The following is a 1,646-nucleotide window of genomic DNA, read 5'->3' on the forward strand; positions in this document are numbered from 1 at the left end:
TCGCAAATTTTCATTTGCAGTGAACAGCACTCGGTTCGAACCTACGCCTAAAGCGGTGCTGTTGTGACGTTTCTTTGAAGTGAGCAGCTAAATTACCTTTGAAACAAGGCTCCAGAAAGGAGGTGTTCCAGCCGCACCTTCCGGTACGGCTACCTTGTTACGACTTAGCCCCAGTTACCGGTTTTGCCCTAGGTCGCTCCTTGCGGTCACGAACTTCAGGCACCCCCAGCTTCCATGGCTTGACGGGCGGTGTGTACAAGGCCCGGGAACGTATTCACCGCGCCATGGCTGATGCGCGATTACTAGCGAATCCAACTTCATGGAGGCGGGTTTCAGCCTCCAATCCGAACTGAGATAGGCTTTCGAGATTGGCATCTCCTCACGGAGTAGCGACCCTCTGTACCTACCATTGTAACACGTGTGTAGCCCCGGACGTAAGGGCCGTGCTGATTTGACGTCATCCCCACCTTCCTCTCGGCTTACACCGGCAGTCCCGCCAGAGTGCCCAGCTTGACCTGATGGCAACTAACGGTAGGGGTTGCGCTCGTTATGGGACTTAACCCGACACCTCACGGCACGAGCTGACGACAACCATGCAGCACCTAGTTTCCTGCCCCGAAGGGAAATCCTGTTTCCAGAATCGTCAGTAACTTTCAAGCCCGGGTAAGGTTCCTCGCGTATCATCGAATTAAACCACATGTTCCTCCGCTTGTGCGGGCCCCCGTCAATTCCTTTGAGTTTCATTCTTGCGAACGTACTCCCCAGGTGGATAACTTATCGCTTTCGCTTAGTCACCGACTGTGTATCGCCGACAACGAGTTATCATCGTTTACTGCGTGGACTACCAGGGTATCTAATCCTGTTTGCTCCCCACGCTTTCGTGCCTCAACGTCAGATATAGTTTGGTAAGCTGCCTTCGCAATCGGTGTTCTGTATGATCTCTAAGCATTTCACCGCTACACCATACATTCCGCCTACCGCAACTACTCTCTAGTCTAACAGTATTAGAGGCAGTTCCGGAGTTAAGCCCCGGGATTTCACCTCTAACTTATCAAACCGCCTACGCACCCTTTAAACCCAATAAATCCGGATAACGCTTGAATCCTCCGTATTACCGCGGCTGCTGGCACGGAGTTAGCCGATCCTTATTCGTACGATACTTTCAGTCACCTACACGTAGGTGAGTTTACCCTCGTACAAAAGCAGTTTACAACTCATAGAGCCGTCTTCCTGCACGCGGCATGGCTGGTTCAGACTTGCGTCCATTGACCAATATTCCTCACTGCTGCCTCCCGTAGGAGTCTGGTCCGTGTCTCAGTACCAGTGTGGGGGGTTAACCTCTCAGTCCCCCTATGTATCGTTGCCTTGGTGAGCCGTTACCTCACCAACTAGCTAATACAACGCATGTCCATCTATAACCACCGGAGTTTTCAACCCGGAGAGATGCCTCTCCGAATATTATGGGGAATTAGTACCAATTTCTCAGTGTTATGCCCCTGTTATAGGTAGGTTACATACGCGTTACGCACCCGTGCGCCGGTCGCCACCAAAGTATTGCTACCTCGTGATGCCCCTCGACTTGCATGTGTTAGGCCTGCCGCTAGCGTTCATCCTGAGCCAGGATCAAACTCTCCATTGTATAAAAT

Annotated in this window: 1 rRNA gene; it reads right to left on the reverse strand. The window is 51.9% G+C overall.

What is annotated here, in order from left to right:
- Positions 1–115: 115 nt before the first annotated feature.
- Positions 116–1,639, reverse strand: a 16S ribosomal RNA gene (locus DW189_RS14035).
- Between the last annotated feature and the right edge of the window lie 7 nt (positions 1,640–1,646).

The organism is Alistipes sp. AM16-43, assembly GCF_003435745.1.
GTDB lineage: Bacteria > Bacteroidota > Bacteroidia > Bacteroidales > Rikenellaceae > Alistipes > Alistipes onderdonkii.